Consider the following 24,575-nt stretch of genomic DNA (forward strand, 5'->3'; position numbering starts at 1 on the left):
GCCTTGGGTCGGTAGCTGCCTCTCGCTACTGGCAGCCGCCGCCCCCAGACGGCCGGTCAGTGTGCCCTTAACCGCAGGTTGTTCAGCTCCTTTAGCCCCATCACCCAGTGGCATCACAGAAGCCCGAGGCTGGCAAAATACGCCAATACCTCCTTTCACGCGAAATTTTTGGAAGGTATAATCCCGCCAACCGAAACAAGAGCACTCATCTATGACCGGCACCCGCAAACCCTCCATCGCCGATTTGCTGATCCAAAACGTCCCGCGAAACCTTGTCATGGGTGTCGAGGATGCCTGTGAGGCGGGCGCGCTCCGTGCCCACCTGGCCACTAAGGACATGGACGACAAGCATCGAAAGAATGCGTTGGGTCAAATGCGGGCTTTTCACATGAATGAAATGTTCGATGAAGCCCTGCAGGCCGCAGACGCCGTTCATACCCCACTCCGGGGGAACAGCGTGGTGGTTGGCAAGGCGGGAATCTTCAAATTCAGTCGCGTCAACATGTCTTCTGCCATGTGGAACAATTGCAGGCGCAGCGCTATTCGCCGTCAGCTTTCAGAGGCGAACCAGTCGATGACCCAGCTGGTACAACCGTCGCTGTTTGCTCAGGAACCCATCACCACAGGCACATTCTTCTTCGTAGCCTGCTTCAGTGGCTCGCTGACTAACCAGCCGGAAAAACCACTGGAAATTCACATTGCGGTACCCGATGCCCAAATGACTGGCTGGCTCTTCCGCGAGCCCCTTTACCGGTTCTTGGCTCGCTACGACGAAGCACCGCAACAACAGATCGACTTGGCGAAGCCGAAGCTCAAAACGGGTCTACTCGAAACGGGACAGCACACAGAATCATGAGTCGTGGAATCAAAGGGTTTGAGCCGGGGCGGCTGATACAGGCGCTCGCGGCTCGCGGCCTTTCTCAAGTCGCCTTGGCCAGCATGGTTGGCGTATCGCCTGCCACCATCAGCAAGTGGAAAAGCGGTCAGCAATCCCCCGAAGCCGAGACCCTCGTCAACCTTTCCCAGGTCATCAATGTGACCCCGGAATGGTTTACCCGGCCTTTGCCAGAAAAGTGCTCGCTACCCCTCTTCCGAAGCAATGCGTCGGCGCATGCCAATGCCCGAGCGATGCTCGAAGCGCGTCTCGAGTGGACTCAGGACATCGCGCTGGCCCTGAGTGAATTCGTGGATTTCCCAGAAATAAACCTACCCAAACGTGCCTTCACGGATCCGGAACAGATCACCAACGCCGATATAGAGGACGCAGCAGACGAATGTCGAGATCTCTGGAATCTTGGCCGGCGTGCGATACCTGACCTTGCCATGGCGGTCGAAGGCGCAGGCGTAATTCTGGTGCGGGAGGAAACAGGCGCTGCGAGCATTGAAGGTCTGTCGGCGTGGAGCCCGGCCTTGAACCGTCCTATCGTCCTGCTTTCGGCTGATAAACAAAACGGCTTTCGCAGCCGCTTCGACTTGGCCCATGAGCTCGGTCACCTGATCTTGCACAAGGGCATCGATCGCTCGACCGATCCCGCTCGACACAAGCTCATGGAGGACCAAGCACACCGATTCGCAGGCGCTTTTCTGCTTCCTGCCGAGACTTTCGCTGCGGACGTGAAAAGCCCAGTCACCCTGGACAGCCTCCTGCTTTTGAAGCAACGGTGGGGTGTTTCCGTGGCTGCCATGGTGATGCGGCTTTGGGCTTTGAAAGTGATCGATGACGATGCCAAAGGGTTGCTCTTCAAACGTCGCTCCGCCAGGTGGGGTGTCAAGGCTGAGCCCGGCGACGATGGCCGCGCTCCAGAGCAAACTCGTCTGCTCAAGCGCACTATCGAGCTGTTGGCATCCTCGGGGGTCATGCCGGTCGACGCCGTGAGCGCCTACATCGGCCTGGCTGCCAATGACATTGAGATGTTGACGGGTTTGCCGGAGCACTATCTCAGCGGGGGGGCTGCAGTGGTTCACCTAGCCAAGCTGAAAAGTAGCGGTGGTTTGGCCTCTAAGCCCGCAAACGAACCCGGGGTCGTTCTTCCTTTCACCCGGAGCCGGTAATCTTGCCGGCTGGGTTGTGGTGCGTTTAGCGGTGAAGGCTCCTCGATTGCCGCCCAACGTCTGAAATGTGACTCAATAGTTGCCGGAGAGCGTGCTTGCCTCTCTCCGGAGTTTGCTACCCCAACCCCCAAGGCTTGCCTGCTCTTTCCGCGCCCCCTTCATCGCCGGATTTCGCTTGCCGAGCCAACAAATCCGCACCGCTGCGCCTCGCTTAACACGCTCGAAACGCTCGAGAAACGCGACAGGAATTCGTAAAAAGATGCCCTAGAAACAGGATCGCATCCGCCGAAATCGCCTTGCCATACCAAATCCAGAGCGAAAACACAACAAAAATCCAAGACAAACAAATAACCAATGCGCTCGCCGCTTGCCAACGCGTAAGCTACATTAGGATGGCAGACCGACACCGGCGATCCAGGCCGCAGCCCAAAGCCGTGATCGAAGCCGCTCATTGAGAGCGTAGTGATACCGAACGGCGAAGCCGTTCGCCGCGTCGCAAGCAGCGAAAGCCCTCTGTCGCTCGGGTCATCGTTGATCTTTCGAAAGAGAAGCTGAGGCCGTATACTCGACCACCTTTCGCCCAGTGCAAAGCCGTCGTTAACGTTGTGGGAAGCAACGAGCAGTCCAAAAGCGTTAACGAGAGCATGCAAGGAACAGGAATCCAAAGGGGATAGAGATGAGTGTTGAGCTCTTGTACGAGAAAGCCCGTCAGCAGCTAGGGGCCACACACGAAGAGCGCCTGCGAAAAGCTCGTGCTCGTACCGTGGTGCTGAACAAGCGCCTGGCCAATCAGTTCAAGGCCCAAGCAGTCACTACCGAGATGCTCGCTAAAACCTGCAGCCTCTGAACCCTCTCTATTCCTGAAGCAGCCGACACCGGCTGCTTTTTTTTGCACAATAAAAAATGACCCCCTACCTCGTCACGAAATTCCAGGACACCACGCTCAGCGCCTTGATCCGGGAGTGCTTTGGCTACGACTTCCTGGACATCTTCGACAAGGATCAGGTCAAGTACATCTACAACTACCTGAATTCGCTCGGCGCGGTGAGCATCCTGCTCGAACCTCGCTATACCGATCATGACTTCCTGGAGGACTACTCCCGGTACTACGTGAAGCGGTTCCAGAACGATGGCCAGGTATGTGGCCGACTGCATTTCTTCAGCTGTCCAGTCGATCACAACTCGTTGGACAACCTGATGCTTGGCAGCGACAGCAGTCTGACCCGCGAGCATCTCCAAGAACACTACCTGGGCTTCGTTGTCATCAAACCCCTGAGCAAAACGTTCATCGGCAAAACCTGCCTGCGCGTGGGCGGCGATCAAGGAGAGGGCCCGGGCACCAAGAAGAAAATCTCCAAACGCTATGACGTGAACCTGTTCGGCGTAGAACTCCATGTGGCATCCATCGCCTTCCAAGAGCAAGACAAAGTGGTAGCCGCATGCGCCACCACGGCCATCTGGACAGCGCTGCATGCCCTGCCCGACCGAGACGTCAAACAAATCCCGTCGTGCAGTGAGATCACTATCGCAGCGCTGAACTACGTGGACGGCTCAAGCAACGGCTTTCCGAACAAGGAGCTGAGCCACAAACAGATTCAACGCTCGCTGGATGTCGAAGGGCTTCGCTACCACTCCACCACCCTCACCAAGCAAACTTGCGACTGGTTTCAAAGCCTGGTCAGCGCACATACCGACAGCGGCTTACCCCTGATCCTGGCCGGCACCGTCTATGGGCCACCCTCCATAGAAATGGACGATGAGGAGCTGGAGGCTGAGATCCGTGCACTGATGGCCGAAGAAGGCCTGATTGCTCTGGAGGGTGAACAGCCAGACGCTCCGGCTGCTGCGACCGGCCAAGCTGCCCAGGTGGGTGAAGATGACCTGACATCGTTGTGCCTGAAAGGCGGGCATGCCATCACCGTCGTCGGCTATGACTTCCGAGAGGGTAGTCAGTGGCTGTACGTCCATGATGATCGGCTGGGGCCTTACGCTCGTGCTGAGCTGATCGACGCCCAGTCGTTTCTGGATGCCCAGGCGGCAAACGGCTGCCCAGCTTCTGCGAGCATTCAGGCGTCATTGAGGCCTCGCTGGGCCTTGGCCTTCAGCCATCGAAATGAAGATGGCACGTGGCTACCACCGCACGAGATCCTGGTGCCCGACCTCAGCATCGTTCCCGCTGACAAGAAAGCACGTTTGCCCTTCCAGTATGCCTACGGGACGGCCATCTCTATCGCAGATCAGATTGAGGTCTGGATGGACGCCATCTGCAACAACTCCGAGCTCACTCGGGAGCCACTCGAATTTTCGATCAAGCTCTCCTCCATTGCCCAGATCCGCAAGAGCGTACTGGGACGGCCCGTAGGGTACGCACCAGGAGATGAGCTACCCGCCGGTGAGGCCACCCCAGTGGCGACTGAGGCCATGATCGAACGCTGGGAAAGTGAAAAGCTGAGCTTCCTGACCAGCCCCATGGCGAGGCTGCAATGGGATATCGATCTTTACTGGGGTGATCGCAAGGTCTTCAAAGTGCTGCTGGATGCCACGGACATCCCGCTGGGTGATGCCATCTCGGCGATCTGATCTTGCCCAGCAGCCGTGGACACGGGTTTAAGCACTCATCCGAGCCTCGAAGGCTTCCGGGCTGATGTGTCCCAGCGTGCTGTGACGCCGCTGGCGGTTGTAGTCGACTTCGATGTATTCAAACACGGTTTCACGTATCTGGGCGCGGGTGCTGAAACGCTCACCGTGAATGCACTCGACCTTCAGGCTGTGGAAGAAGCTCTCCGCACAGGCGTTGTCGTAGCAGTTGCCCTTGGCGCTCATGCTGCATCGCAGGTGATGGGTGCGGATCAGCTCCTGATAGACCAACGAACAGTACTGGCTGCCCCGGTCGCTATGCACGATCACGTCCTTGGGCTGCTTGCGCCGCCATAGAGCCATCCGCAGAGCATCGCAGGCCAGATCAGCCGTCATGCGCTCGCTCATGGCCCAGCCGATCACCATCCGTGAGTACAGGTCGATGATCACCGCCAGGTAGAGCCAGCCTTCCTCCGTGTACAGGTAGGTGATGTCGCCCACCCATTTCTGGTTCGGCGCAGCTGCCGTGAAGTCCTGTTTGAGCAGGTTCTCCGCCACCGGCAGCGAGTGCCGGGAATTGGTAGTGGCCTTGAACTTCCTGGCCGCTCTGGCTCGTAGCCCCTGACGCTGCATCGAAGCGGCGACAGTTTTTCGATTGCAGGGCAGTCCCGTTTCCCGAAGATCGAGACAGAGTCGTGGCGCCCCGCTGCGGCCCTTGCGTGCGCCGTATGCCTGAGCCACCTGTCGATCCAGTTTGGCTTGCCGCTGGTGACGCTCCGACGGTTTGCGCGAGCACCATGCGTAGTAGCCGCTACGGGCTACGCCCAGCACTCTGCACATGGACTTCACCGGAAACTGCAGGGCATGCGTGCGCATGAAGGCGTACTTCACTTGAGGCTCTTGGCAAAGTACGCGGCGGCTTTTTTTACAATGGCCAGCTCCTCAGCTTGCTCGGCCAAGAGCCGCTTGAGTCGGGCGTTTTCGTCAGCCAGCGACTGCTCCCGCTCGCTGCTGGTCTGGTTCTGCTGCTGCTTGCTCCGCCAGCCATAGAGCTGGGAAGCATGGAGGCCAAGCTGTTCGGCAGCCTTGCTGACGCCAATCCGCTCGGCCAAGGCCAGTGCTTCGTCCTTGTAGGCTTGAGAGTGGCGGGTACGGGTTTGTTTCATCGAGCTTGCTTGCCTTGCCATGGTTCACCTCGTTGCAGTTTATCGCTTAACGGGGTGTCCACTGGGGCCGGGCAAGATCAATCTATATCTATGACCTGCTATACGCCGAGCTTTTCCTGCGAGCACTCAAAGACCAGAAAACCAATGCCAGCTACGTCGACGAGGAGCATTTCTTCAGCTCGTTCCTCAAGACCCTGGCTCGCAGGGATGAAGACTACGAAAGTCACCTCAACAAGACCTACGGGGCCCTGCGGGCACCGAAATACGTCGATAAAACCGAGATCTCGGACAAGGGCGAGGGCGCTAACAATACAACGATCCATCGCTTCGATCCGCGTCAGGACGACCAATCACTGACGGTCCACTTCCAAGGCGTGATCGAAAGTGCGCAGACCAGGAACCTGATCTGGGCGATCGGTCGCGAAGGCAGCCTCTACGTAGCCGAAGATTTGAAGGAGCCCAAACAGGGCCATCCGAGCATGACGGGGCTGCAGGCCGCACGTATCGCAGGCGAGATGTGGTGGCGCACAGATGAACGAGGCAACTACTGGGGCGTGAACCATGGCTCAGGCCGGTACAGCTTCGATTACTCCGACCCGTCCGGACTCCTTCAGAACGCCATTACCAAAATCGGATCGTTCTTCCCTGGGGATCGCTTCAAGTCTGAGGAGGTGCGCCGAAAGGCGCTGGTCGAGGTCAAGGTCGAGCAGGCTGAAGAAGCCGCAGCTGAGCAGGCGCAGTGATTGTGTCCCAGGAAATGGTGTAACTGCGCCTGTCTATGTAGGCATCTTGACCGTAACAGTCTTCTTTTGGTCGACTTCAGACACCGACTCGTCCTACTGTGACGAACCCACATCCATGCTCAGGAAGGCTCGCCTGACCGACTGCAAATGACCGAGAGTGGGCCCCTGCTAATGCCTGACGGACGATCCAACCCACGGTGTTTGTTGACGGCGACTATCGAAGACTGGGGCGGCGACGGAAAGCGCCTAGTCCTGCCGGTGTAGTGGTCTACTGATCCCGGACACCGATTTAGGCGAAAATCATCGCCATTAGAGAGGTGTTCGATGAACAGACAGCGACGTACATTCTCAGCCGAGTTCAAGCGCGAAGCCGCGACTCTGGTTCTGGATCAGGGATATACCGTGGTGGAGGCCTGCCTGTCTTTGGGGTTGGTGGAGTCGGCACTGCGTCGATGGATCAAACAGCTTCAGGATGAGCGCAACGGCATCACCCCGCAGGGCAAGGCGCTGACTCCCGAGCAGCAGAAGATCCAGGAGCTGGAAGCCAGGATCAACCGGCTGGAGCGGGAGAAAGCGATCCTAAAAAATCTATGGTCACCCCCGTTTTTGCAATACTGATCAGCGATGGGTGTTTGGCTTGCCTAAATCTATCCGGCGTCAATATGGGGCTTGCCCCGCGCCACGATGAGAGTCGCGCCTGACGATCCTGAAAAGGCTAACGGCTTCAAAAGCCGATTTTTGTGCCAGGTTCTTCGCCAGGCCAGTGGGCCGTTCACGTCATCGGTTGTTCAGCTATCGCAAAACCTGGAAGGGCGTTTCGTGGTACTGCAACAACAGCGGGGTCAGGCGGCGCAGCCGTCTGGCCCCGCTTCATAACGGGTGTGCTTCGCCGCGATGGCCCAGGCGATACGCGCCAGCTTGTTGGCCAGGGCGCAGGCCACCACGTTCGAATGACGCCGCACGAGCAAGGCGCGCACCCAGTCCGCCAGCGCTCCGCGCTGATGCTCCAGACGCTGCAGATATACCCGCGCGCACTGCACCAGCAATCGGCGCAGGTTTTTGTCCCCGCGCTTGCTGATGCCCAGCAGGTTGGCTCGGCCACCGGTGCTGTATTGCCTTGGCACCAGGCCGACGGACGCCGCGAAGTCTCGACTGCAGCCATACTGCTTGCCGTCGCCCAGTTCTGCAATCAGCACGCTGGTGGTGATCGGGCCAACACAGGGCAGGCTCAGCAGGCGGCTGCCCAGGTCATCCGCCTCGACTTGGGCGACGACCTCCTTGTCCAGCGCCTTGATCTGTTCATCCAGGTAACTGAAATGAGCATGCAGACGCTGCAGCAGGACGACTAGTCGTACCGGTAGCTCATGTTCCGCGAGGACATTGGACAGGCGCCGGATCACCGCCATGCTGCGTGGCAGACTGATACCGAACTCCAGCAGGAAGCCATGCAGTTGGTTGATGGTCTTGGTGCGGTCGCGGATCAGCGATTCGCGCATGCGGTGCAGCACCGACAGGGTCTGCTGGGCTTCGTTCCTGGGCGTCACGAAGCGCATCGAGGGGCGGGAGGCGGCTTCGCAGATGGCCTGTGCATCGATGAAGTCGTTCTTGTTGCCCCGCACGAAGGGGCGGACGAACTGCGGCGAGATCAGTCTGACCACATGCCCCAGCGCCTGGATTTCCCGCGCCAGACAATGGGATCCGGCGCAGGCTTCCATTGCCACCGTACACGGCGGCTGTTGTGCCAGCAGCCTGATCAGTTGTGGGCGGGTGGTCTTCTTGCGAAACAGCTCGCGGCCGGAGCCATCCTGGGCATGCAGGTGGAAACTATGTTTGCCTAGGTCGATGCCGATCAATGCAGTGTTGCTCATGGCGATGGCCTCCGGAATTGAAACACCCTGCGAAAGGCTAGCCTTCGCAGGGTGTCGGGGGTGACCATCTCATTAGGCTACCGCTCTCTTGATGGCGGACGAACTCGAACGTACGCGCTGATAGACCAATTGAGTGAGCAGGAGCCTGTGGAAATGGTCTGTTCAGCGTTCGATGTACCCCGCTCTTGCTACTACGACTACCGCGTCCGGCGTTATCGAGCCGATGCTCGTCGTGTAGCCTTGCGTAGTCAGGTAAACCAGCTTTTCAGTGACAGCCGAGGAGCTGTGGGCAGCCGCAGGATCGTGGGCATGATGCGTGAGCACGGTGTGGTGATTGGCCGTTTTCGGGTACGACGTCTGATGCGTGAGCTGGGCCTCGTCAGCAAGCAGCCCGGCTCCCATGCCTACAGGCAAGCCACCGTCGAGCGTCCCGACATTCCGAATCTGCTGAATCGCGAGTTCACTGTCGAACGCCCCAACCAAGTCTGGTGTGGCGACATCACCTACGTCTGGGCACATGGCCGCTGGCATTACCTGGCGGTCGTTCTGGACCTGCATGTACGTCGCGTGGTGGGTTGGGCATTTTCCAACAGGCCGGATGCTGAGTTGGCGGCCCGAGCCCTCGACATGGCGTACGAGCAGCGTGGCAGGCCGCAACAGGTGATGTTCCATTCCGATCAAGGCAGCCAATATGCCAGCCGCCTGTTCCAGCAGCGGCTATGGCGTTATCGCATGCGGCAGAGCATGAGCAGGCGCGGAAACTGCTGGGACAATGCGACGATGGAGCGGCTATTTCGCAGCCTGAAGACCGAGTGGATACCCTCCACGGGTTACATGACGGCCCAAGAGGCGCAGCGGGATATCAGCCATTACCTGATGCATCGATACAACTGGCTCAGGCCGCATCAGGCCAATGACGGGCTGCCGCCCGCCGTTGCCGAGAAAAAACTTAACCCACTGTCCGGGATGGCTTGACCACTACACAGAACCCTCACACACGCACAGCAACACAATTAACGCGTGCTTTTTTGAGCACCACAAAAACCTTAAAACTATCCGTTCAATTTACGTTCAAACAGCTTTGCCTCGTCAAGAAGCCACTCCCTGAAGGCATCTAAAGGACCACTGTGCCGCAGGTTACTCGGATATACGAGATAGTACGGATACACAGCTGGGATGGACAACTCGTGCGCCCGCACAACCCCACTTGCCCAGACAGAATCAGAGATAAAGAACTCCGGGACCAACGCTACACCCAATCCTGCCTCTGCCGCTCGAATTACCATTGAGTGAAGCTCAAACCCAACGCTCTGCAAAGGAACTGCATCTTCTTTAATCTTGGCAGCATCAAACCACTGCCCCCATGACTCAGGCCGAGTAGTACAGTATAAAAGTGGAAATTTAAGAACGTCGACAGGCTCATTTATGCTATTTCCGACCAGTTCACGCCTTGCGATTACAATCATTTTTTCGCCAAACAAAAAATCGGAAGTAGCACGTGGCCAGACAGGCTTTCCGTGGTGAATGGCAGCCTCAAAGTGCTCTTCTTCAAACGAAAATGGGTTCGTCCTCACACCCATATTTACTTTCATGCCTGGGTGTTTGGCGTAGAAACTAGGAAGCCGCGGTATTAACCATTCCGTGGCGAAAGTTGGCAGAACCGCCAGCTCCAGACTCCCCTCACCAGCACCGTGGGCGGCAATAGACAAAGTGTCTTGCTCGATCTTTCGGAGTGCGGCTCGCACTTGCTCGCTGTAAAGCCGCCCGGGCTTGGTCAGCACTACCCGCTGCTTAACACGCACGAATAGTCGGATATTGAGATTGGCCTCAAGCCCGTTTACCTGTCGTGACACCGCGCTTTCAGTCAACGACAGCTCCCGCGCCGCAAGCGTAAAACTCTCGTGGCGCGCGGCAGCTTCGAACGCAATCAGTGCGGACATCGGTGGAATTCGCGTGCGCTGCATAGGTTGTTCCCAAAACTCATCAAGTAGCAATTTTTAATCGCTTTACGGAAGGAGTGTAGATCGAAAAATATTGCCATGCCACCACAGGCAGTCATGTACCAATCAGCGTAACCCTAACACCCCAGAGAGTAGTGCAAATGAGTTTTCCGCAAGAAGTCCTTGTGAGACAGCCTTCATGCCCCAACGGTATCGCTGCGGCAAAGCGCATTCGCACTAGACGGTGCTAGGCGGCCGTCGCAGATGCTGTCTCTGAGTGATCGAGCCAGGGTCTTGCACCGCCCGTAGGGGGGCGGTGCAAACTGCAAGTTCTGGCGTCGCAAAGCAATAGCCTCCTGCCTGTCCAACAAAACCAATATGGCCATTGGCCCCTACTGGAGATATCTGTTGATGCAAAACGACAAGCCCCTCACCGGCGGGCAGGCCCTGGTTCGCCTGTTAGCCAATTACGGTGTCGACACAGTGTTCGGAATTCCCGGCGTGCACACGCTGGAGCTCTATCGCGGCCTACCTGGCAGTGGGGTCCGGCACGTATTGACTCGTCACGAGCAGGGCGCTGCCTTTATGGCAGACGGTTACGCACGCGTCAGCGGAAAACCTGGGGTGTGCTTCGTCATCACCGGCCCTGGGGTGACCAATGCCGCCACGGCCATCGGTCAAGCCTACGCCGACTCGGTCCCCATGCTGGTCATTTCAAGCATCAACCACACCGCCAGCCTTGGAAAAGGGTGGGGATGCCTGCATGAGACGCAAGACCAGCGAGCCATGACCGCACCGATCACTGCCTTTTCCGCAGTTGCACTGACGCCAGAAGATCTTCCCGAACTCGTCGCCAGAGCTTACGCAGTGTTTGAAAGCGAACGTCCACGCCCCGTGCATATCTCGGTGCCACTGGACGTGCTCGCAATGCCAATCGCTCGTGACTGGACCTGCGAAGTGGCCCGGCGCGCCGAGCGTGGACAGCCCAGCGCTTCCGCACTGCGCGAGGCCGCCGAAAAGCTTAAGGCTGCACGTAGGCCGATGATCATCGCTGGTGGTGGTGCGTTGCACGCATCGGAGGCATTGACCGCGCTCAGCGAGCGCCTCGCTGCACCGCTTTTTACAACAGTCGCAGGGAAAGGCATCGGTACATCTGAATCGCCACTCGCCGCGGGTGCAACGTTGTGCGTTCAGGCTGGTTGGGACATGGTCGCTGAAGCCGACGTAGTGCTGGCGATAGGTACCGAGATGGCGGACACCGACTGGTGCCGTGATCGCCTTCCGGTCACCGGCGAGGTAATCCGCGTCGATATCGACTCGCGCAAATTCAATGACTTTTACCCAAGCGCAGTGGCTCTTCTGGGGGACTCGAAAGCAACCGCTGAAGCATTGCTCGCGGCATTGCCCCCCACCAAGCTCGAAGCTAGAGGCGCAACCAATCGAGTTGCACAATTGTGGCAGCAACTTGAAGCTGAGCTCGCGCCGTTGCAGCGAATCCACAAGGGAATCATTCAGCGCATTGTCGCCGCAGTGCCGGACGAGGCGTTCATCGCCAGTGACATGACCCAGTTGGCCTACACAGCGAACTATCTGTACCCGAGCAAGGCTCCCCGTCGCTGGCTTCACCCCAATGGCTACGGCACCTTGGGATATGGTGTGCCGGCCGGTATCGGCGCGAAGTTCGGCGCCCCCGACCGTCCAGGTTTGGTCTTGGTCGGCGACGGCGGTTTTCTCTACACAGCCCAGGACCTCTCCACTGCAACTGAAGAGCTGAGTAGCCCGTTAGTTGTGCTGCTGTGGAACAACGATGCGCTGGGGCAGATTCGCGACGACATGCTTGCTCGGGATATCGAGCCAATCGGCGTGCTGCCGCGCAACCCGGACTTCGCTCTACTCGCCCAGGCATACGGTTGTGCCCTCCGCCAGCCGCAGAACCTCGATGAGCTGGAAACCTTCTTGCGCGCCGGCTTTGCTCATCCCGGTGTGACCCTGATCGAACTGAGGCACGCCTGTGCGTGTTGAGGTGGTAGTCGCCCTTCCCTCGACAAATGCCGCGGGGAGGGCAAAAAAAGGCGGTCACCCGGCGATCCATAAAGGGCTTTCAATCGCACCTTTCGTCCGTGCTCTGCTCGCCTTACCCCTAGCCCGGTTCCCTGGCAAGGCCACGCGCATAAGGCGCTGACGCTGTCATCAAACGACGGCCATTGCCAAGTAGCGTCGCCCGGCCTGCTATCAAGTTCCTAGGAGATACCAAATGCGCTATTCACATCTAACCCAACGTATCGCTGGCGATGGAGCCGCCGCGTGGACTATTCACTATCGTGCTCAAGAGCGTATCGAAAAAGGGGATGACATCCTTCTCCTGTCCCAAGGTGACCCAGACTTCGATACTCCTGCCCCCATCGTACAGGCGGCCATCGACAGCCTGTTGGCTGGTAACACTCATTACCCTGAAGTTCGTGGACAGAGAAAGTTTCGCGAAGCGATTGCGCGCCGTCACACGTCTCGTAGTGGCCATGTAGTCGATGCGAACAACGTCGTAGTCCTGGCTGGGGCGCAGTGCGCTCTCTACTGTGTAACGCAGTGCGTACTTAACCCCGGGGATGAGGTAATCGTCGCTGAGCCGATGTACGTCACCTATGAAGCGGTGTTTGGTGCTTGTGGCGCCAAGGTGATTCCAGTTTCGGTGCGTTCAGAGAATGGTTTTCGGGTGCAGGCAGAGGACGTTGCAGCACTGATCACCCCACGCACCCGCGCGATAGCGCTGAACAGTCCGCACAACCCTTCCGGTGCGAGCTTGCCTCGAGCGACTTGGGAGGCGATAGCCGAACTGTGCATCCGTCATGACCTATGGGTGATCTCCGACGAGGTCTATAGCGAGCTGCTTTACGATGGCGAGCACATAAGCCCTGCCAGCCTGCCGGGCATGGCCGAGCGCACAGCGACCATCAATAGCCTTTCGAAGTCTCATGCCATGACTGGTTGGCGGGTTGGTTGGGTCGTTGGGCCGTTGGAGCTTTGCGAGCACCTGGAGAATCTTGCTCTGTGCATGCTCTATGGTTCGCCAGATTTCGTACAAGACGCAGCCTGCACGGCGCTGGAGGCAAACCTGCCGGAAGTAGAGGCAATGCGTGATGCCTATCGTCAACGCCGTGACCTAGTCATCGATTGCCTGAAGGATTGTGCTGGCATTCGAACTGTCCGGCCGGATGGGGGGATGTTCGTCATGGTCGACATCCGTGCCACTGGTCTATCGGCGCAAGAACTCTCCAACCTTTTGCTGGATCACCACGGTGTGTCCGTACTGGCCGGCGAGGCCTTCGGCCCCAGCGCCGCCGGACATATCCGGCTGGGCCTGGTACTTGGCGAAGAGCACCTGCGCGAGGCCTGCCGGCGCATTGCCGTGTGCGCCGCGGACCTGTTGAAGGAGAAGCGCTATGCATGACCGTCTGCAGCTTTACATCGACGGCGCCTGGGTGGCACCGCAGGGGCAGGGTCTGGCCGAGGTACAGAACCCGGCGTCCGAGGAAGTCATTGGTCGCGTGCCACTGGGTGGCGAAGCCGACGTGAACCGCGCGGTAGATGCCGCTCGGCGAGCTTTCCCCGTTTGGTCGCGGACGCCTTCCAGTGTGCGCGCCGGCTACATCCGTGCCTTGGCCAATAAGCTCAGGGCACATGCCGATGAGATGGCCGCGCTGATCACCGCAGAGTTAGGCATGCCGGTCCAGTGGTGCCGGTTGGTCCAAGTGGACGGGCCCATTGAGGGGTTGGAGAGTTTCATCGACCAAGCCGCGCATATGGACAAGGTGCGCGAGGTTGGCAACTCGCTGGTGGTGAAGGAGCCGGTTGGTGTCTGCGCCTTCATCAATCCCTGGAATTACCCCCTGCATCAACTGATCGGTAAGCTCGCCCCGGCCCTGGCCGCCGGCTGTACAGTGGTGGTCAAGCCGAGCCAGGACACCCCGCTGCACGCATTCTTGCTTGCTGACATGATCCACTCCATCGGCCTGCCGGCGGGTGTATTCAACTTGGTCAGTGGCCCAGGCTCGAAAGTCGGCGAAGCCTTGGCACGGCATCCCGAGGTGGACATGGTGTCCTTCACCGGCTCGACCGGTGCCGGCATCAAGGTGTCGGAAGCTGCAGCGCAGTCGGTGAAGCGAGTGTGCTTGGAGCTGGGCGGCAAGTCGCCTTTCTTGATCACTGCGGATGCCGACTTGGCCGCTGCCGTACGCTTCGGTGTGCGGGAGGTGATGATCAACTCCGGGCAGACCTGCACAGCGTTGACTCGCATGCTGCTGCCAGCCAGCCGCTATGTCGAAGCGCTGGAAATCGCGCGCGCTGAGGCTGAAGCACTGAAGCTGGGCGACCCGCTTAATGCAGAGAGCTTCCTCGGCCCAATGTGCTCAGCTGGCCAGCGCCGTACTGTCCTGGACTACATTCGGGTGGGCCAGGAAGAGGGCGCACGCATGATCTGCGGTGGTGCTGAACGACCATTCGGCCTCGATCGTGGCCACTACGTGCAGCCAACCCTTTTCGCCGACGTGAACAACCAGATGCGCATAGCCCGCGAGGAAATCTTCGGACCGGTGCTCTGCATGATCCCCTATGCCGATGAGGCCGAAGCGTTGCGCATTGCAAACGACTCGCCGTTCGGCCTGTCCAGTGCCGTCTGGGCCAGCGACCGGGAACAGGGGCTGCATCTCGCTCGACAGATACGTGCCGGCCAATGTTTCGTGAATGGCGGTGCCTTCAATTACCGGGCGCCTTTCGGCGGCTACAAGCAGTCCGGTAACGGTCGCGAGTGGGGCGAAGAAGGTCTGGCCGAGTTCGTGGAACACAAGGCTATCCAGCTCTGAGACTACGGGAATGCTCTGCGCAATCTTTCGTGATTGCTGGGCGTAAGCATCGGGGCAAGGGCTGCCTCATCTAAGAAGTGGAGTACTTGGTTCAAGTCGGGAACCGAGCGTTTGCCGGCACGGCTAACCCTCATGCCGGCTTTTTGGGGTTCTTCATGGCTCCCCGAAGATCCGTGAAGAACCTTTTTTTAACGTCAACAGCAGAAAACGGCCGGGCGATTACCTCTTCCTTCAGCGTTGGCTATGAGAAGCGTCGCCCCACTAGAACAACCCCAACAAAAAGAGGCAACACAGATGAAACGACTCACCCGTTTAGCACTGGTTTCCTTGGCATTCTGCGGCGTCGTCTCGACCGCTCAGGCTGAAACCCTGCGCATCGCCATGGATGGGACCTACCCGCCCTTCAACTACGTGGACTCGAACAACCAGTTGCACGGTTTCGATGTGGATATCTCCAACGCCTTGTGCGCGAAGATGAAGGTCGAATGCCAACTGGTGGTCCAGGATTGGGACGGCATCGTTCCCGCGCTGCTGGCCAAGAAATACGATGCCGTGGTCGCTTCCATGGCGATTACCGAGGAGCGCCAGAAGAAGGTGGCCTTCACTGACCGCTACTACCGTACCCGTCTTGCCGTGGCGGTGGCCAAGGGTTCCGAGCTGAAGGACACCCGCCCCGAGAGCTTTAAGGGACTGGTGATTGGCGCCCAGTCGTCCACCACCCAGGGCATGTACGCCGAGGATGTGTTAGGCGCCGCCGGTGCTGAGGTGAAACTCTACCCTAACCAGGATGAGGCACAAGCCGATCTGAATACCGGCCGCTTGGATGCCGTAGTCAACGACAAGTTTCCTCTGATCCATTGGCTGGCCAAGGACGGAAAGGACTGCTGCACCCTGCTCGGCGACCTTCAAGGATCCGATGACGACGTGGCCATTGCTGTGCGCCAGGAAGACAACGCCCTGCGTGAGCGCCTGAACAAGGCCTTGGCGGAGATGGTCAAGGATGGCACCTACAAGCAGATCGCCAGCCGCTACTTCTCTTTCGACATCTACTGATCAAATGCCGCGTGCCCGACCCCGGCCGGGCGCCTCGCGACCTCGATACGAGGCATGAATAATGTTCGAGCAGTTGGCTCTCCTTTCCCTGGGTGAAGGCGGTTGGGGCATGGCCCTGTTGGCCGGCGCCCTGGTCACCCTGTCCCTAGCGCTGGCCTGCGTTCCATTGGGGCTTTCGCTGGGGCTGATCGTCGCACTCGGTGCCCGCTCGCCCCGCCGCTGGCAGCGCGCCTTGTCTTCGCTCTTCGCCACGGTCTTCCGTGGCCTGCCGGAACTGCTGACGCTGTTGATCGTCTACTACGGTTGCCAGATCGGCTTGCAGAAGCTGCTGGCCCATTTCGGCCATCACACCGAAGTCACCTTCAATGCCTTCCTCGCCGCCATGGTCGCCTTCAGCCTGGTGTTCGCCGCCTTTTCCAGCCAGGTCTGGCTGGGGGCCTTCAAGGTGGTGGGCAAGGGGCAGTACGACGCGGCCCAGGTGCTGAGTCTTTCGCATGCCACCACCTTTTTCAAAGTGATCTTGCCGCAGCTGACCCGGGTTGCCCTGCCCGGTCTGTCGAACAACTGGCTGAGCCTGCTCAAGGACACGTCTCTGGTGTCCACCATCTCCCTGGTGGACATGATGCGCCAGACGACTCTGGCGGTGGGCGCCACCAAGGAACCGATGCTGTTCTACGGCTGCGCCTGCCTGATCTATCTCTTCTTCTCTGCCCTTTCCGGCCGCGTCTTCAGCTACGCCGAGAAGCGCTTCAGCATTGGCCACAGGAGTCAACGCGCATGAGCGAATTCCTGCATTTCTTCGTCGATCCCCACCTGCTCGAACGCTACGGTCCAGGTCTCCTCAATGGCCTGTGGGTGACCGCCCAACTGGTGGCAGTCTCCTTCACCCTCGGTCTCATGCTGGGGCTGTTGCTGACCCTAGCGCGCAACTCCGGCAGTCGCCTTCTGCGTGGCGTGAGCGGCGGCTACATCTACCTGCTCCGGGGAACGCCGCTGCTGGCCCAGTTGTTCCTGCTTTACTACGGTGTCGGCTCGTTCCGCGAGTTCTGGCAGGACGTGGGGCTCTGGTGGTTCTTTCGAGACGCCTGGTACTGCGCACTGCTGGCCTTCACTTTGAACACCGCCGCCTACCAGGCAGAGATCTTCCGCGGCAGTCTGCTCGCCATCGCCCCCGGTCAGTACGAGGCTTGCTCGGCGCTCGGGCTATCCCGTGCCACCACCTTCTTCAGGGTGGTGCTGCCGCAATCGATGCTGGTGGCCATCCCGCCGCTGGGCAACGAGCTGATCCTGATGATCAAGGCCAGCGCTATTGCCTCCCTGGTGACCATCCACGACTTGATGGGCGTGGCCAAGGCGGGCTTCTCCCGCACATTCGACTTTCAGCTCTACTTCTGGGCCGCAGTCCTCTATCTGGTGCTGGTCGAACTGATTCGGCGCGGTCTGCTACTGGCCGAGGGGCGCCTGGGCCGCCACCTGCACTAGTCATCACAAAAACGAAGCACCGTCAGGGTGCCAACCGAAGGACCCTTCCATGGACTGCGACATCCTTGTCTTGGGCGCCGGCATCGTCGGCGTCTCCACCGCCCTGCACCTGCAGGCGCGTGGTCGTGACGTCTGCTTGATCGACCGCGCCGAGCCGGGCTCGGGCACCAGCCACGGCAATGCCGGCCTGATCGAGCGCGCCAGTGTGGTGCCTTATGCCTTCCCACGCAGCTTCACGGCGCTGCTGCGCTATGGCCTAAACCGCCAGCCTGATGTGCGCTACAGCCCGGCGTACTTGCCGAAGATCGCTCCTTGGCTCGCGTCCTATTGGCACCACTCATCCGCGCACCGGCTGGAAGAGGCGTCCCGGGCCATGTTACCGCTGGTAGAGCGCTGCGTGGAGGAACACGACCATTGGGTGGCCGAAGCCGGACTTGGCCACCTGATCCGCGCGCGGGGCTGGATGGACGTCTACCGTAGCCGCGCGGCCCTCGACCAGGCGGCTGCTGAGGCGCGAGCGCTCAGCCGCTTCGGCCTGCGCTTCGATGTGCTGGAGGCGGCCACCCTGCGCCAGCGCGAACCGCGGCTCGGCTCGGTTGCCGCCGGTTGCATCCACTGGCACGACCCCAAGACGGTGCTCGACCCCGGCGCCCTGGTGCGCGGCTATGCCGAGCTCTTCGTGCGTCGGGGCGGCCGCCTGCTCCAGGGGGACGCCACCCGCCTGCGCCAACAGAATGGCGGTTGGAGCGTGGACGCTGGCGGCGGCGAGCTGCGGGCCCGCGAGGCGGTGGTGGCCCTGGGACCGCAAGCGGGAGAGCTGTTCCGCCGCCTGGGCTACCGCATCCCCCTGGCCATCAAACGCGGCTACCACATGCACTACGCGCCGGCCGAAGGCGCCGAGCTGGGCCATTCCGTCTGTGATGCCCAGGGCGGCTACGTGCTGGCGCCGATGGCGCGGGGCATTCGCCTGACCACCGGCATTGAGTTCGCCCACCCTGACGATCCGACCAACGAGATCCAGCTGCGCCGCGCCGAGCGCCTGGCCCGCGAGCTGTTCCCTTTGGGCCTGCGCCTGGACGCCGAGCCCTGGCTGGGGCGCCGTCCCTGCCTGCCGGATATGCGCCCGGTGATAGGCCCGGCACCGGATCATCCGGGCCTCTGGTTCAACTTCGGTCACGCCCACCACGGCTTGACCCTGGGCCCGGTCAGCGGCCGCCTGCTGGCGGAGATGATGACTGGCGCCCGCCCCTTTACCGACCCGACTCCCTATGGCGCCCAGCGATTCCGCTGAGCGCCCGGGCCCACCGACTTGCCGATACGCAGCAAAGAGGACAAGAAAATGTTATCGAGCATGAAAGCCACCCCCGCCCAACCGCCCCACCTGACCGCCGCGCCACAGACGCCCGCGGTGGTGATTGAGGGCCTCGAGAAAAACTACGGTGACTTCACCGTGCTCAAGGGCATCGACCTAGTGGTCCGGCCGGGTGAGCGCATTGTCCTTTGCGGGCCCTCGGGCTCCGGCAAGTCCACCCTGATCCGCTGCATCAATCGGCTGGAGAGTGCCAGTGGCGGGCGTATTCTCGTCAACGGCTGCGACCTGATGGCCGAGCCCCAGCGCAGCGTCGACGTGCTGCGGGAGGTGGGCATGGTGTTCCAGCACTTCAACCTGTTCCCGCACATGAGCGTGCTGGATAACTGCACCCTGGCGCCCATGTCGGTGCGCGGCCTCACCCGCGCCCAGGCGGAGGAGCGTGCCCGCGAGTACCTGCGCAAGGTCGGCATCGAAAACCATGCGCACAAGTACCCGAGCCAGCTTTCTGGCGGCCAGCAGCAGCGCGTGGCCATCGCCCGGGCGCTGTGCATGGAGCCGAAGATCATGCTGTTCGATGAGCCCACCTCGGCGCTGGACCCGGAAATGGTCGGCGAGGTGCTGGACGTCATGGTGAAGCTGGCGGGTAGCGGAATGACCATGCTCTGTGTGACCCACGAGATGGGTTTTGCCCGTCAGGTGGCGGAGCGGGTGTTATTCCTGGAGGGTGGGCGCATCGTCGAGGATAGTCCGCCCGAGACCTTCTTCAACGCGCCAAAGAGCGAGCGGGCGAAGGCGTTCCTCGCGCAGATCCTGCACTGATCGGCACATCAGTGGATGTTTGGCTGAGTGTGCCGTGGGGGCGAGTTAAATCTATGAGGGCGCATAGCGCCCTCTTTCGATCTTACGAGCCTGAAAGGCCCGGTTAACTGTGTAAACCCGGTACGTTATTCTGTGTAAGCGCAACGAGGCTGATCGCCGGGATGCAGTCGAGACTGGCATGCGGCCTGTTCCAGTTGTAGTGATGCAGCCAGACAGGCAAGTGAGCTCGGAGCTTTCATAGCGGCGAGCGTAGGCCCTCTCACGCAAGCTCGTTTGAATGAAGCGCTCGGCCTTGCCGTTGGTGCGTGGCGTATAGGGTTTGGGTTCTACCCCATTTTCACGGACGGTTTGAAAAGGGTTGAAAACTTCCGATCCTGCCGGGCGACTCTACGATGCATTCTCGGGTTATGAAACCGCTCGATGTAGTCGAATAGATCCGCTCGTGCTTCATCACGAGTCCGATACGATTGATGGGCAACCCGCTCCCGCTTAAGCAGGCCGAAGAAGCCTTCGCAGGCCGCGTTATCGCCGCAATGACCAACGGCGCTCATGCTGCAAACCAGCGTGTTGCGATTCAGAAAACGTTGGTAATCAGCACTGGTGAACTGGCTGCCTTTATCGGAGTGCAGAATCACTGACCAGTCGCCCTGGCGCTGCCAGATCGCCATTTCTACCGCTCGGATTACCATTTGCCGATCCTGGCGATGATGCATCGACCAACCAATCACCAACTTGCTGTACAGATCGAGCACCACGCACAGGAACAGCTTGCCTTCCAGAGTGGCAATCTCCGTGATGTCCGTGCCCCATCTGCGCTCCGGCTCCAGGGCGGTGAAGTCTCGCTCTAGCAAGTTGCTCACGCCGGCTGGACGGCTGGTGGCTGGTCGACCAAAGCCACGCTTCTTCCGGCGCGGCCAGCCTTGAATTCGCTCTGCCGCCATCAGGCGGGCAACCCGGTTCAGGCTGATGGTTTTGCCCTCCTCGAGCAGATCCTCGTGCATACGTGGTGCTCCGATTACACCACGGCTGTCCTCATGGATCTCACGAATACGCTTCACCAGACGCGCATTCTCTTGGGCACGCGGGCTTGGCTCGCGATCCTGCCAGGCGTAATAACCACTGGCGGACACTTTCAGGCAGCGGCACATCAATCGCACAGGGTACTCGTTGCGGCAGCGCCGGATCACCGCGTACCGCTCGATGACTCCTTGGCAAAGTACGCTGCCGCGTCTCTTAAAAAATCACGTTCCTTGGTCACTTGGGCCAACTCACGCTTGAGACGGGCAAGCTCCTCGTCTCGCGGGCTTCCCGTGCCGGGAAAGGCCTTTTCTCCGCCTGGCTGTGTCTCTCGAACCCAGCGCGTGAGCAGGTTCGGAGCAACACCAATCTACAGGGCCACCTGACGGCAACTGGCACCTGAACGACGAACCACTCCGATGGCTTCCCGCTTGAATTCGGGGCTGTATTTCTTGCGCTTGGACATGAACACTCCTTCAGCTCGGCGTGAGCTTACTCGAAAATGTCCGTGCTAACGGGGTAGAACCCGGCCGGCTCCAGCTCGGCCAATCGGTGAAAACCTGCTTGCTTGAGATGGCGGGCGACAGTGCTAACGGCCAGCCCGAGCATCTGGGCGATCTGTCGGTAGGTCTTGCGGGATCTGCGCAGCTCAATCAATTGTTCGATCATGGCGCCTGCAGTGGCATGAGGGCATGAGTGCGGGCGTGATGAGCAATCCAGCAGGCCCGACTCGCCCCCTCACGAAAGCGTCTGAGCCACTTGTAGGCCGTGCGGACACTCACGCCAGCGGCTTGTGCAGCATCCTCGACACACAGGCCATTGAGCATGCATAAATGAGCAGGGCTCGACCTCGCAGGGTAAGACGGGCATGTTTATGCAGGCTCATCCGGGGCTTCTGGAAAGCTGTATTGGTCGCGCTTCCAGAGTTCCGGGAATGCCCCCGAATGAACAACCTACTGAGAGATCACAGTTAGCGAACGAATTCGCCCCACACACGCTTGCTACCGACTTCGCAGGGTCGGCCGGGAAGAAGGCGGTGCTGAGCGAGCATTCGGCCTCAATTGCGGCCACGACGTGTAGCCACGCTCAGATTACGTTGGATCAACTTCTGCGCGGTCATACCGCGCTTGGTGTTCTGGTTCGCGGCGTCCTTGCGCGGGCCAGCCCCGCAGACGAGTCATCCGGCCATCCGCGACCAAGAAAGTCAGCACATGCTACTCGGGTTGCCGCGGCGGTACCTAGAACTCCCGCAGACTGTTCACCTTCGGGATTGGAACCGCGCGCCCGGATCGCGATGCCTTAGCGGTAGCTGTTGAGGATTTCGTCGACGAAGCCCTCGGTGCGCATCTCGTCTAGCGCGCCCTGCAGCTTCTGCACGATCTCGTCCGGCACATCGCGGTTCAACGCCAGGTAGAGCTCAGCCTGCTTGAAGCGCAGCACGGTCTTCAACCCCTCTACGCCATCCTGCTTGGCCAGGTAGCTGCCGGCCGGGTCGCCGGTGGCCCAGAGGTCAATCTGGCCCTTTTCCAGCTTCGTCGCGTTTTCCTGGTCACGTAGGGTGGTGACCGGTTCCAGTTTCTGTTGGACCAGATACTCGGCGGTGGCGTCGCCCTTGTAGGCGCCTACCTTGTACTTGCGCGCGTCGTCTAAGTTCGAGAGGGCAATCGAACTGTCGGCGCGGGCCAGCATCACCCAGTCGTCCACGCCGATGGGACCAACCCACTTGAACGACTGCTCGCGCTCGGGCAATCGCGCGGTGACAAACACTCCGTAACCTGGCTTCTCTAGCGCCAGCTTGTAGATACGATCCCAGGGGAAGCGCAGGGTCAGGCTGTACTTGACTCCGGCGCGCTTGAACATCTCGCGGACGATGTCGACGGCGATACCATCGATGTTGTCTTCCTGGGCGAAGTTCTTCCCGTTGATCGCCATATTGTAGGGCGGGTAGTTCTCCGTCAGCAGGACGACACTGTAGTTCTCATCAACCCCGGCACGGGCGAGTCCGGCGACTAGCAACAGGGTGCCGGCCAGGGCCAGCGGCAAGCATTTCGGCATGAACGACTTCCTTGCACAGAAGAAAGGACAGAGGCTGGGCGATACACCGCACTTGCGGGGCGCAGCTCAGCGCCCCGGGGTCGGAACTCCGCCAGACAGTTGACACGGGGCAATGAGCAGCTGACTTAGCAGTTCCTCACCACGACAGAACGGACGTTCAAGTAGGCCTCTAAGGCCTCAGGACCACCTTCGGAGCCATATCCGGAATCCTTGATGCCCCCAAAGGGCATTTCTGGACTGGTAGATGCGGGCATATTCAACCACAGCATCCCAACTTCGACTCGACGCGAGATCAAGTCCGCGTTCCTCAAGGAGCTGGTAAATGCATAGCCTGCCAGCCCGAATGACAGCCGATTCGCCTCCGAGATTGCATCATTCAGATCAGTAAAGGTGCGGATTGGTGCGATGGGGCCGAAAGGCTCTTCATTGAAAATCTTGGCATCCAGCGGCACATTCATTAGTACCGTAGGTGCCCAGAAGTTTCCTTCCTCACCGATTCGCGACCCACCTGCCAGGATCTGCGCGCCTTTTGCTTCGGCGTCCTGTAGGAACTCTGCCATCGCAGCCACTCGACGATAGTTCGCCAAGGGCCCCATCTCGGTTCCTTCATCCAGGCCGTTACCTACATTCAGGTTCTGCGCGCGCTTGCTCAGCGCAGTCGCGAAGGTATCTGCGACACTTTCGTGGACGAGGAACCTCGTTGGCGAGATGCAGACCTGGCCCGCATTACGGAATTTGGCCATTGCCGCCGATTCGACCGCCAGATCGATGTCTGCATCCTCGCAAATGATGACCGGCGCGTGGCCGCCCAACTCCATTGTCGAGCGTTTCATGTGGGTGCCTGCCAAAGCAGCAAGGTGCTTACCTACTGGCGTCGACCCGGTGAAGGTGACTTTGCGGATAGCCGGGTGTGCAATCAAGTAGCTCGAGATCTCCCCCGGATCGCCATAGACGAGGCCGAGAACACCTGGAGGAAGGCCTGCATCGGCAAAGGCTGCCACCAAGGCCGCAGGGGCGGCGGGGGTTTCTTCTGCTGCTTTGGCGATTACGGAGCAGCCAGCTGCCAATGCTGCACTCACCTTCAGTACCAGCTGGTTGATGGGGAAGTTCCAGGGAGTAAACGCGGCAACCGGCCCGACCGGATCTCTGACTACAGTTTGGCGAATCGCCGGGTCAGTTCGAGACGGGACAATACGTCCATATACACGGAACCCCTCCTCAGCGAACCATTCGATGATGTTCGCACCGGCAAGCACTTCGCCCCTCGCTTCACGTACGGGTTTACCTTGCTCTTGAGTCAGAACTTGAGCGATGGCTTCCGCACGTTCTCGCAGCAGGCCCGCTGCGCGACGCATGATTTGGCTACGGGCTGCTGCCGTCATATCGCGCCACATTCGAAAGCCTTCGAGCGTCGCGACAACGGATCTCTCAAGATCAGACTTCGTGGCACAGGCTACACGTCCGATCTCCTTTCCTGTGGCTGGATTGAGAACGGCCAAGGTCCGGCCATCCGCCGCATCCTGCCACTTTCCGTTTATGAAGAGTTGGGTGTTTGGATAGGTCATTGAATTGTGCTCCCGGATAGTAGAGACACTGAGGGTGAGCCCGCAGTGGTATGTCACTCAGAAATGAATT

The 24,575-nt window shown here is 59.8% G+C and carries 21 protein-coding genes and 4 pseudogenes; 15 read left to right on the forward strand and 10 right to left on the reverse strand.

Features of this window, described 5'->3' with window-relative positions:
* Positions 1-211 precede the first annotated feature (211 nt).
* Positions 212-856: a hypothetical protein gene (locus BLT78_RS10720; protein ID WP_090348968.1), complete on the forward strand. Its 645-nt coding sequence runs from the start codon at positions 212-214 to the stop codon at positions 854-856.
* A complete protein-coding gene (locus BLT78_RS10725) occupies positions 853-2,052 on the forward strand; it encodes an XRE family transcriptional regulator (RefSeq protein ID WP_090348969.1) in 1,200 nt (399 codons plus the stop codon). The genes BLT78_RS10720 and BLT78_RS10725 overlap by 4 nt, the downstream gene beginning before the upstream one ends.
* Positions 2,053-2,210: 158 nt before the next feature.
* Here BLT78_RS10725 and BLT78_RS21410 read toward each other — a convergent pair whose 3' ends face one another.
* Entirely contained in the window at positions 2,211-2,702 is a 492-nt protein-coding gene (locus BLT78_RS21410) for a hypothetical protein (RefSeq protein ID WP_157719528.1), read from the reverse strand.
* 26 nt (positions 2,703-2,728) lie between these two features.
* On the opposite strand from BLT78_RS21410, the gene BLT78_RS21415 reads away from it, so the two are divergent.
* Positions 2,729-2,899 (forward strand): hypothetical protein, encoded by a 171-nt coding sequence (locus BLT78_RS21415; protein WP_157719529.1) that lies wholly within the window; start codon positions 2,729-2,731, stop codon positions 2,897-2,899.
* 56 nt (positions 2,900-2,955) lie between these two features.
* On the forward strand, positions 2,956-4,632 hold the full coding sequence (locus BLT78_RS10730; RefSeq protein WP_090348970.1) for a hypothetical protein: 1,677 nt from the start codon (positions 2,956-2,958) through the stop codon (positions 4,630-4,632).
* A 27-nt stretch (positions 4,633-4,659) separates the two neighbouring features.
* Here BLT78_RS10730 and BLT78_RS10735 read toward each other — a convergent pair.
* Positions 4,660-5,816, reverse strand: a protein-coding gene (locus BLT78_RS10735; protein WP_090348971.1) for an IS3 family transposase whose coding sequence is annotated in 2 segments (ribosomal slippage) — positions 4,660-5,549 and positions 5,549-5,816 — 1,158 coding nt in all. Because the reading frame shifts where the segments join, the coding sequence is not laid out codon by codon here.
* Positions 5,817-6,169: 353 nt separating this feature from the next.
* On the opposite strand from BLT78_RS10735, the gene BLT78_RS10745 reads away from it, so the two are divergent.
* Complete coding sequence (locus tag BLT78_RS10745; protein WP_090348973.1) at positions 6,170-6,538, forward strand: hypothetical protein; 369 nt, start codon at positions 6,170-6,172, stop codon at positions 6,536-6,538.
* A 324-nt stretch (positions 6,539-6,862) separates the two neighbouring features.
* Positions 6,863-7,123, forward strand: a pseudogene (locus tag BLT78_RS10750) (transposase); the annotation flags it as partial.
* A 257-nt stretch (positions 7,124-7,380) separates the two neighbouring features.
* Here the strand turns inward: BLT78_RS10750 and BLT78_RS10755 are convergent.
* Positions 7,381-8,406, reverse strand: a complete 1,026-nt coding sequence (locus tag BLT78_RS10755) for an IS110 family RNA-guided transposase (RefSeq protein WP_090348974.1) — start codon at positions 8,404-8,406, stop codon at positions 7,381-7,383.
* A gap of 75 nt (positions 8,407-8,481) precedes the next feature.
* On the opposite strand from BLT78_RS10755, the pseudogene BLT78_RS10760 reads away from it, so the two are divergent.
* Positions 8,482-9,381: pseudogene (locus tag BLT78_RS10760) on the forward strand (IS3 family transposase); the annotation flags it as partial.
* Between the two features lie 77 nt (positions 9,382-9,458).
* Here BLT78_RS10760 and BLT78_RS10765 read toward each other — a convergent pair.
* On the reverse strand, positions 9,459-10,346 hold the full coding sequence (locus tag BLT78_RS10765; RefSeq protein ID WP_197673114.1) for a LysR substrate-binding domain-containing protein: 888 nt from the start codon (positions 10,344-10,346) through the stop codon (positions 9,459-9,461).
* Positions 10,347-10,724: 378 nt separating this feature from the next.
* Here BLT78_RS10765 and BLT78_RS10770 point away from each other — a divergent pair, with 378 nt between their 5' ends.
* From BLT78_RS10770 to BLT78_RS10805, 8 genes are all read left to right on the forward strand, one after another.
* On the forward strand, positions 10,725-12,368 hold the full coding sequence (locus BLT78_RS10770; RefSeq protein WP_408003082.1) for a 5-guanidino-2-oxopentanoate decarboxylase: 1,644 nt from the start codon (positions 10,725-10,727) through the stop codon (positions 12,366-12,368).
* A gap of 232 nt (positions 12,369-12,600) precedes the next feature.
* Positions 12,601-13,791, forward strand: coding sequence for a pyridoxal phosphate-dependent aminotransferase (locus BLT78_RS10775; protein WP_090348977.1), 1,191 nt, complete (start codon positions 12,601-12,603; stop codon positions 13,789-13,791).
* Positions 13,784-15,202 (forward strand): aldehyde dehydrogenase family protein, encoded by a 1,419-nt coding sequence (locus tag BLT78_RS10780; RefSeq protein WP_090348978.1) that lies wholly within the window; start codon positions 13,784-13,786, stop codon positions 15,200-15,202. Before BLT78_RS10775 ends, BLT78_RS10780 begins: the two co-directional genes overlap by 8 nt.
* Before the next feature lie 294 nt (positions 15,203-15,496).
* Entirely contained in the window at positions 15,497-16,255 is a 759-nt protein-coding gene (locus BLT78_RS10785; RefSeq protein ID WP_090348979.1) for a transporter substrate-binding domain-containing protein, read from the forward strand.
* A 61-nt stretch (positions 16,256-16,316) separates the two neighbouring features.
* Complete coding sequence (locus tag BLT78_RS10790) at positions 16,317-17,036, forward strand: ABC transporter permease (RefSeq protein WP_090348980.1); 720 nt, start codon at positions 16,317-16,319, stop codon at positions 17,034-17,036.
* Entirely contained in the window at positions 17,033-17,737 is a 705-nt protein-coding gene (locus tag BLT78_RS10795; RefSeq protein WP_090348981.1) for an ABC transporter permease, read from the forward strand. The genes BLT78_RS10790 and BLT78_RS10795 overlap by 4 nt, the downstream gene beginning before the upstream one ends.
* Before the next feature lie 49 nt (positions 17,738-17,786).
* Positions 17,787-19,028 (forward strand): FAD-dependent oxidoreductase, encoded by a 1,242-nt coding sequence (locus BLT78_RS10800; RefSeq protein ID WP_090348982.1) that lies wholly within the window; start codon positions 17,787-17,789, stop codon positions 19,026-19,028.
* Between the two features lie 60 nt (positions 19,029-19,088).
* Positions 19,089-19,868 (forward strand): amino acid ABC transporter ATP-binding protein, encoded by a 780-nt coding sequence (locus BLT78_RS10805; protein WP_090348983.1) that lies wholly within the window; start codon positions 19,089-19,091, stop codon positions 19,866-19,868.
* Positions 19,869-19,971: 103 nt separating this feature from the next.
* On the opposite strand, the pseudogene BLT78_RS10810 reads toward BLT78_RS10805, so the two are convergent.
* The 6 genes and pseudogenes from BLT78_RS10810 to BLT78_RS10830 all read right to left on the reverse strand — a co-directional run.
* Positions 19,972-20,198, reverse strand: a pseudogene (locus tag BLT78_RS10810) (integrase core domain-containing protein); the annotation flags it as partial.
* Positions 20,195-21,351, reverse strand: a pseudogene (locus BLT78_RS10815) (IS3 family transposase). The pseudogenes BLT78_RS10815 and BLT78_RS10810, both read right to left, overlap by 4 nt.
* A gap of 26 nt (positions 21,352-21,377) precedes the next feature.
* On the reverse strand, positions 21,378-21,554 hold the full coding sequence (locus BLT78_RS21420; protein ID WP_157719530.1) for a winged helix-turn-helix transcriptional regulator: 177 nt from the start codon (positions 21,552-21,554) through the stop codon (positions 21,378-21,380).
* A complete protein-coding gene (locus BLT78_RS21980) occupies positions 21,551-21,712 on the reverse strand; it encodes a helix-turn-helix domain-containing protein (protein WP_090348984.1) in 162 nt (53 codons plus the stop codon). The genes BLT78_RS21420 and BLT78_RS21980 overlap by 4 nt, the downstream gene beginning before the upstream one ends.
* A gap of 472 nt (positions 21,713-22,184) precedes the next feature.
* Complete coding sequence (locus BLT78_RS10825; RefSeq protein WP_090348985.1) at positions 22,185-22,940, reverse strand: substrate-binding periplasmic protein; 756 nt, start codon at positions 22,938-22,940, stop codon at positions 22,185-22,187.
* Positions 22,941-23,065: 125 nt separating this feature from the next.
* Positions 23,066-24,505 (reverse strand): NAD-dependent succinate-semialdehyde dehydrogenase, encoded by a 1,440-nt coding sequence (locus tag BLT78_RS10830; protein WP_090348986.1) that lies wholly within the window; start codon positions 24,503-24,505, stop codon positions 23,066-23,068.
* Positions 24,506-24,575: the final 70 nt, after the last annotated feature.

The organism is Pseudomonas oryzae, assembly GCF_900104805.1.
Lineage (GTDB): Bacteria > Pseudomonadota > Gammaproteobacteria > Pseudomonadales > Pseudomonadaceae > Geopseudomonas > Geopseudomonas oryzae.

What these genes read in the sequence shown, in the direction of transcription:
- BLT78_RS10720 (WP_090348968.1), top strand. Translation starts at nt 212, where the DNA reads ATGACCGGCACCCGCAAACCCTCCATCGCCGATTTGCTGATCCAAAAC.
- BLT78_RS10725 (WP_090348969.1), top strand. Translation starts at nt 853, where the DNA reads ATGAGTCGTGGAATCAAAGGGTTTGAGCCGGGGCGGCTGATACAGGCG.
- BLT78_RS21415 (WP_157719529.1), top strand. Translation starts at nt 2,729, where the DNA reads ATGAGTGTTGAGCTCTTGTACGAGAAAGCCCGTCAGCAGCTAGGGGCC.
- BLT78_RS10730 (WP_090348970.1), top strand. Translation starts at nt 2,956, where the DNA reads ATGACCCCCTACCTCGTCACGAAATTCCAGGACACCACGCTCAGCGCC.
- BLT78_RS10755 (WP_090348974.1), bottom strand. Translation starts at nt 8,406, where the DNA reads ATGAGCAACACTGCATTGATCGGCATCGACCTAGGCAAACATAGTTTC.
- BLT78_RS10765 (WP_197673114.1), bottom strand. Translation starts at nt 10,346, where the DNA reads ATGTCCGCACTGATTGCGTTCGAAGCTGCCGCGCGCCACGAGAGTTTT.
- BLT78_RS10770 (WP_408003082.1), top strand. Translation starts at nt 10,725, where the DNA reads ATGGCCATTGGCCCCTACTGGAGATATCTGTTGATGCAAAACGACAAG.
- BLT78_RS10775 (WP_090348977.1), top strand. Translation starts at nt 12,601, where the DNA reads ATGCGCTATTCACATCTAACCCAACGTATCGCTGGCGATGGAGCCGCC.
- BLT78_RS10780 (WP_090348978.1), top strand. Translation starts at nt 13,784, where the DNA reads ATGCATGACCGTCTGCAGCTTTACATCGACGGCGCCTGGGTGGCACCG.
- BLT78_RS10785 (WP_090348979.1), top strand. Translation starts at nt 15,497, where the DNA reads ATGAAACGACTCACCCGTTTAGCACTGGTTTCCTTGGCATTCTGCGGC.
- BLT78_RS10790 (WP_090348980.1), top strand. Translation starts at nt 16,317, where the DNA reads ATGTTCGAGCAGTTGGCTCTCCTTTCCCTGGGTGAAGGCGGTTGGGGC.
- BLT78_RS10795 (WP_090348981.1), top strand. Translation starts at nt 17,033, where the DNA reads ATGAGCGAATTCCTGCATTTCTTCGTCGATCCCCACCTGCTCGAACGC.
- BLT78_RS10800 (WP_090348982.1), top strand. Translation starts at nt 17,787, where the DNA reads ATGGACTGCGACATCCTTGTCTTGGGCGCCGGCATCGTCGGCGTCTCC.
- BLT78_RS10805 (WP_090348983.1), top strand. Translation starts at nt 19,089, where the DNA reads ATGAAAGCCACCCCCGCCCAACCGCCCCACCTGACCGCCGCGCCACAG.
- BLT78_RS21420 (WP_157719530.1), bottom strand. Translation starts at nt 21,554, where the DNA reads ATGATCGAACAATTGATTGAGCTGCGCAGATCCCGCAAGACCTACCGA.
- BLT78_RS21980 (WP_090348984.1), bottom strand. Translation starts at nt 21,712, where the DNA reads ATGCTCAATGGCCTGTGTGTCGAGGATGCTGCACAAGCCGCTGGCGTG.
- BLT78_RS10825 (WP_090348985.1), bottom strand. Translation starts at nt 22,940, where the DNA reads ATGCCGAAATGCTTGCCGCTGGCCCTGGCCGGCACCCTGTTGCTAGTC.
- BLT78_RS10830 (WP_090348986.1), bottom strand. Translation starts at nt 24,505, where the DNA reads ATGACCTATCCAAACACCCAACTCTTCATAAACGGAAAGTGGCAGGAT.